Below are 6,518 nucleotides of genomic sequence, written 5' to 3'. Positions count from 1 at the left end.
GCTCGACCTGTACGGGCAGCTCGCCGCGACGCTGCCGGACAACCACCTCCCGGCCTACTGGGAACAGGTCGGCCGGGCGTTCGCCGCCGCCGGCCGCCACCGGCAGGCCGCGATGATGTTCGGCCGGGCACGCCAGGCGGACCGGCACCTGCCGGCCGTCGACCCGGCCAGACAGCGCGCGGTGTTCCTGGAGTTCGCCCTCGCCGGGGCGCTCTCGGTCAAGGACATCAAGAGCTACGTCGCGGACCTCGGCAAGCGCGGGGGCGACCCCGCGGGCGCGTACGAGGAACTGCGGGAGCTGGCGGTGCGCCGTACGCTCGGCGGCCTCCCGCCCTGGCCCGACATGCTCAAGCAGTTCACCGGACTGGCCAGGGCCGCCGGCCTCGACGTCGCGGCCGAACACGGATCCCTGTTGGAGTCCCTCGTCGAAGCCCCCGCGCTCTGGCGGGCCGCCGACGGCTTCTGGACCTCGCAGCGCAAGACCTGGCTGGCCGCCGTCGCCACGTCGGACACGGTGAAGCTGCGGCTGGTGCGGCAGTTGGCCGACCTCCCGTACTCGGACATGGACGCCTGGTGGGTCGCCTTCCTCGACGAGGCGGGCGCCTTCGACCTGCTCGGCGACGACACCGGCCGGTGGCTGACCGCGATGCTCCGCCGCTACCGCGGATTCGACGAACGTCCGCCCAGGGCCCCCCGGGAGCTGCTGGACCTGCTGCCCCGCCTGGCCGCCCGGATCGGCCCCGAGGAGGGCCCGCTGCGCCTCGGCACCGGCACCGCGAAGGAGTACCGCATCGACGCCGCGGTCGTAGGCGGCTGCCTGGCGGCGGGCATCCCCGTGCCGGACCCCGACCCGAAGCTGCTGCTCGGGTACTGGTGGGAGCACGACCGCGTCGACCTCGAAGCGCTGACCGCCGACGACCGGTTCGCCGTCCCGCTGGTCCACTCCCTCCTAGAGGACAAGTGGGACGACGAGCGCTGGAAGCGGGCATGGACGATCGAACCCCTGCGGCCCTTCCTGCGCGGGATCATCGACGACCGGCTGGACTGCGCCACGTCCGGCACCCTGCAGAGCGCCCTCGACGCGTTCGACTGGCTCTACGGCACGCTGTCCCGGCGGGCCGTGGCGGAGCTGCCGGACCTCCTCGGCCGGCTCGCCGCCATCGACCTGGTGACTCCGCTGACCAGGACGCTCCGCGCGGGCATCTTCGACGAACTGGGCTGGGACGCGCTGGACGAGGCCGCCGCCGAGCTGACGGGCAAGGACAACTGGTGCCGGGCCAGCTGGCCCATCCTGAGCGTGCACGACCGCGCCAAGGCCATCGCGATCGGCCCCGGCGGCCGCATCGCGGAGCACCGGTTCGTGGTGCCGAAGGGCGCCGCCCGGTTCGACTACGACGTCCGGGCGCTGTTCTCCGAGGGGGAGTTCCAGGTCTTCCACGCCGTCAACCAGGAGCAGAGCCTCTACTGGTCGGGGGCGCCCGGCGAGATCCACAGGGAACAGGAGACCTCCTGGAAGTGGCGGTACGGCGAGAGGACGCGCTCCGGCTACACGTTCCTGGGGCCCCGCGCCCGGCGGTTCACCGGCCACCGGCCCCTGGTACTGGGCGAGCGCCGCGTCGGTCCCGAGGGCCACATGTTCCACGACGGCCGCACGTACTGGTGGTACACCGGCGTGGACAGGGAATCCCGGGTGGTGCGCCCGATCGACCTTGCCACCGAGCAGCTCGGCGAGCCCGGCCTGCCCGCGTTCCTCGACCCGTCCCTGCTGGGCCCGGACGAGGGCTGGCTGATCGAGCATTCGTCGCTGGCCCCGGTCGCCACCGGCACCGCCGCCTCGCCCCTCGGCACCGACGGGACCCACCTGGGCTTCCGGGTCTCCTACGACCGCGTGACGGGACAGGTCCGCTACCACCGCATCGACGGCGTCCACGGCACCGCGCTCCCGGCGACCGGATCCCTGCCGCACGCCCGCTGGTCGATCAGGCCCCCCGTTCCCTGGGGACTCCTCGACGTACCCGGCTCGGACCGGCGGCTGCTCCTGGACGGCGGCTACGACGTCACCGCACGCGACCCGGAGACCGGCGCCGCCCACTGGCGGATCTACATGATGGACCAGAGCTGGATCGTCAACCACTCGTCCCCGATGGCCGCGGGCACCAGGCGGATGCCGCCGAAGGCGTTCTGGCACCATCTGACGCCCCGTGACCTGCCGGGCTCGCGGGCGCTGCGGGAGGTCTCCGAGGACACCGTACGGGCCCTGCTGGCGGCGGCGGCCACCTCCGCCGCGGCCCTGCGGAAAGCCTTCGGCTCCCTGCTGCCCGAGGTCTCCCACCCGGCGCTCCTGGACGGCCTCACGGGGTTCTTCGAGGAGACGGACCGCCGGATACGCCACCGGGACCGGCTGCTAAAAGTGCTCGACCGGCAGACCCCCCGGCTGCTGGAGGTACCGGAGCCGGACCTGGACGGCGCCCTGGACGGGCTGGTCTCGTACTACTCGGAGGGAACCGGCGGGACGGTCCGGCAGATCGAGCTGGCCTCGGCGTTCCTCGCCGGCTCGATCGACGAGGAGACGGCCGTGTCCCACTGGACCGTCCACGGGAGCCACTACGACTGGACGGAGCTGGCCGGCCGCATCGGCGGCCTCGGGCTCCGCGCGGCCAGCGCCGTCACCCCCGCCGGGCACCGCGCGGCGGTGATCGCACTGCTGCGCTTCTGGGCGTCCTCGCCCCTGGCGGATCCGGCGCTGCACCGCGGTCTGCTGGACCCGGGCGAGGACGGGGACGAGGAACCCCCGGCGGCCCGGTCCACCGCGGCGGGCAGGCAGCTGCCGCTGGACATCGCCATGCACTTCGGCGACTGGGCCCGGTCGAAGGCGGACGGCAACTACCGGATCAAGGCGTTCCTGCAGCGGGGCGACCTGCCCCGGCCGGAGGGCTTCGTCGACATCCGCCCCGTGGCGCGGGGCTGGGCCACCGCCGAGCGGCTGCGCTCGCTGGCCGACGAGTTGGAGCGGCGCGAACCGGTGCCGTTCGACCCGGACGCGGCGGCCCACCTCGCCAAGGCCGCCGGCCTCGACCGCGCGGCGGCGGCCCTGTGGCTGACCGGCCTGCCCGGGGTCGACGCCAGCGGCGTCCGCACCGGCAAGTCCCTGCCGCCCGAGACCCGTACCGCCCTCGGGCTGAAGGTGACCGAGACGGCCGAGGCGTGCGAAAGGCTCTGCCGGGTGCCCACCGAAGCCCGCCTGGAGCTGTACGACGCGGCGATGCCCGACGACCCGGGACAGCTCTGGGACCAGCAGACGATGGCCGAGCGGCTGGCGGAGGAACACCTCCGGCGGCCGCCGGGCTGACGGGACCGGCGGGCCCGCCGGGAGGCGGTGCCGCTCCTCCACCGGGACCCCTTCGCCGGGATCGGCGAGGGGGGCTCCCGGTGCGGGCCGAGCGGCCGGGCGGGAGGGACCTTCGGCCCTGTGATCGAGTGTGCGCGCCGTTACACAGTGGAGGAAAAGGTGCCTTCCGGGCGGAGCGCACCGCATGCCGGCGCCGGCGCTCCGCACCGAGATGCGGAGTAAGGACCATGGACCACACCGTGAAATGGAAGGTCGGCCTCCACCTCTTCGAAGAGGAGGGGACGACGAAGGCGCGCGTGGTGCTCGACACCGGGACCACGCAGTTCACCGGGCACGGGGACGCGCACCGGAACCCCGCGGACCCGGACGTGCCGACGATCGGTGACGAGCTGGCGGCCGGCCGGGCGCTCGACGACCTGGGCCGGCAGCTGGTGGACACCGCCCGGCACGACATCGAGGACATCGACGCGGCTACCGCCTCCGGGCGGAGCGCTCGCCCGGGGGCCGGCTGGCCCTCCCCGGACCGGATGTGAGGAGCACGGCCGCCGGCCGCGGCGGCACTCCGAGGAAACGGTGGCGATCATGCGAGCTGAACTCGGCGACCGACTCGTCGTCGAAAGTCCCGCCATCGGCGCCGCCGGACGCGACGGCGAGATCGTCACGATCCGGCATCCGGACGGCACGCCTCCCTACGAGGTGCGCTGGTCGGACACCGACGAGGTGACCCTCGTCTTCCCCGGGCCGGACGCCCACATCAGCGGCGCCGGCCACCGGCACGAGCACGCGGCCGGGTCCGCCCGGCCGCCTGCCACCCCGGCCGGCAGGACGCCCCATCCCGGCGACATCGGCCGCCGCGTGGCCACGGAACGCAGAAGCCGGGGTCTGACCAGGGAGGAGACGGCACACCGCGCCGGAATGGCGCCCGAGTACCTGGCGTACCTCGAAGAACAGGCGGCCGATCCGACGGCGGCCTGTCTCGCCCGGCTGGCCGGTGTGCTGGGCACCACCCCCGTCGCTCTGCGCGGCGGCGACGTCGATCTGCCGCCCGGCCGGGGCCAGGCGCTCCTGCACCCCCGGATGCGGGAACTCGGGCCCGACGAGTGCCGCCGCCTGCTGTCCGCCTCCGGTGTGGGGCGGGTGGCGGTCTCGACACCGCGGGGCCCGGCGGTGGTTCCCGTCAACTACGAGGTCGTCGGCGAGGCGGTCGCGTACCGGACCGCGCCGGACTCGGTCCCGGCGGCGGCAGTCGGATCGGAGGTCGCCTTCGAGGTCGACCACCTGGACGAGGCCACGGGCGAGGGCTGGAGCGTGCTGGTCGTCGGATCCGCGCGGGTGGTCACGGAACCGGACGCCGTGCGGAGGCTGGCCGAGGGCGCCCACGCGTCGCCGTGGGCCGGGGGCGAACGGGAGATGTGGGTGTCGATCCGCCCCACGCGTATCACGGGACGCCGCATCACGGAGGGCGGGCAGTAGCGCGGCCCGTCTCGTCCGTCCTGGGCCGCGTCGTCCTGTGCCTCCAGCCCGGCCCGGACCGGGACGCCGCCCGCCGCGTACGGAACGGCGTTGAGCCCCGCATGTGGCGCGCTCCTCACCCCGGCACACCTGCCGCCGCGGCCTCGCGGCCCCGACGGCATCCGGGTGTCGTTGGCCGGGCGCCCGCGGCCGCTCCCGCGCAGGTCCCCGCCGACGTGCCCGGACGGCCGTACGTTACGCACGAGAGGAGGCGGTGCCGATGGCCGCGACCGCACCCGGCGAACCGGTCGGCACGCCCCGCGACGGGCTGGTGCCGCAGCTGCACGGCCTGCACGCCGTGGTGTTCGACACCGACGGCGTCGTCACCGACTCGGCCCGGGTCCACGCCGCCGCCTGGCAGCTCGCCTTCGACGCCGCCCTGCGCGCCCACCCGCCCGCGGAACCGGCGCTGCGCGGACCGTTCGACCCTGTCGAGGACTACCGGAGGTACGTCGACGGCAAGTCCCGCATCGACGGTGCGACGGCCTTCCTCGCCGCCCGCAGGACGGCCCTGCCACCCGGCGGACCCGACGATCCCCCGGGCACCGGCAGCGTGGGGGCGGTCGCCGCGGCCAAGGACGCGGCCTTCACCGCCCACGTCGCGGAGCACGGTGTGGAGGCGTACCCGGGTACCGTGCGCCTGCTGGACCGGCTGCGCCGGGCCCACGTGCCGTGCGCGGCCGTCTCCGCCTCCCGGCACGCCCGGGACCTGCTGCTCCGCGCCGGCGTACGGGACTACTTCGCCTGCCTGGTGGACGGCGCCGACAGCGCCCGCCTCGGCCTGAAGGGCAAGCCCGCGCCGGACCTCTTCCTCGAAGCGGCCCGCCGGCTGCGGACCGCACCGGAGGAGACCGCGGTCGTGGAGGACGCCCTTGCCGGCGTCGAAGCCGGCCGGGACGGCGGCTTCGCCCTGGTGGTCGGGGTGGACCGGACAGGCACCGGGTCGAGCGCCGCGGACCTGAAGAGGTCGGGCGCCCATCTGGTGGTCCGCGATCCGGCGGAGCTGCTCGGCCCGTGAGCGACGAGTGGACCTGGACCTACGAGGGCCGCGACCCGCGGCAGGAACGGCTGCGGGAGGCGCTCTGCACGCTGGGCAACGGCTACTTCGCCACGCGTGGCGCCGCCCCCGAGTCCGGCGCCGACGACACCCACTACCCGGGCACGTACGCCGCCGGCGTCTACAACCGCCTCACCTCCACCGTCGCCGGCCGCCAGGTCGCCAACGAGGACATGGTCAACCTGCCGAACTGGCTGCCGCTGCGCTTCCGCGCCCGCCCGCGCACCGGCGCTCCCGGACCCTGGCTGACCACCGCCGACGCCGACCCCGCCGCGTACCGGCTGCGCCTGCTGCTGCGTACCGGGGTGCTGGAGCGCAGCGCGGTCTTCACCGACCCGGAAGGGCGCCGGATCGAGCTGGCCGAGGCCCGCCTGGTGCACATGGGCCTGCCGCACCTGGCGGCGCTGCGCACCACGCTGACCCCGCTCGGGTGGTCGGGGACGCTGGAGGTCGAGGCGGCGCTCGACGGCACCGTGACCAACTCCGGTGTCGAGCGCTACCGTTCGTTCGCCGGGCGCCACCTGACCGCTGTCCGCACCGGCGCCGACGACCCCGACACGGTGTGGCTGAGCTGCCGCACCCGTACCTCCGGCCTACGCA

The 6,518-nt window shown here is 74.9% G+C and carries 4 protein-coding genes and 1 pseudogene; all 5 read left to right on the top strand.

Annotated features, from left to right (window positions below; all coding sequences use genetic code 11):
- Positions 1-3,349 (top strand): hypothetical protein (locus tag H5J30_RS13605; RefSeq protein WP_181787695.1); only part of this gene is annotated, 3,349 nt, incomplete at its 5' end.
- A gap of 227 nt (positions 3,350-3,576) precedes the next feature.
- On the top strand, positions 3,577-3,882 hold the full coding sequence (locus tag H5J30_RS13600) for a DUF1876 domain-containing protein (protein ID WP_181787694.1): 306 nt from the start codon (positions 3,577-3,579) through the stop codon (positions 3,880-3,882).
- A gap of 49 nt (positions 3,883-3,931) precedes the next feature.
- Positions 3,932-4,822 carry a pyridoxamine 5'-phosphate oxidase family protein gene (locus tag H5J30_RS13595; RefSeq protein ID WP_181787693.1) on the top strand — a complete coding sequence of 297 codons (891 nt, stop codon included), beginning with the start codon at positions 3,932-3,934 and terminating at the stop codon, positions 4,820-4,822.
- A gap of 259 nt (positions 4,823-5,081) precedes the next feature.
- Positions 5,082-5,879, top strand: a complete 798-nt coding sequence (locus tag H5J30_RS13590; protein ID WP_181787692.1) for an HAD family hydrolase — start codon at positions 5,082-5,084, stop codon at positions 5,877-5,879.
- A pseudogene (locus H5J30_RS13585) lies at positions 5,876-6,518 on the top strand (glycoside hydrolase family 65 protein); the annotation flags it as partial. The gene H5J30_RS13590 and the pseudogene H5J30_RS13585, both read left to right, overlap by 4 nt.

This window comes from Streptomyces phytophilus (genome assembly GCF_013870535.1).
GTDB lineage: Bacteria > Actinomycetota > Actinomycetes > Streptomycetales > Streptomycetaceae > Streptomyces > Streptomyces phytophilus.
The sequence above is the reverse complement of the archived record's forward strand: the minus strand, read 5'-3'. Positions and strand labels throughout refer to the sequence as shown.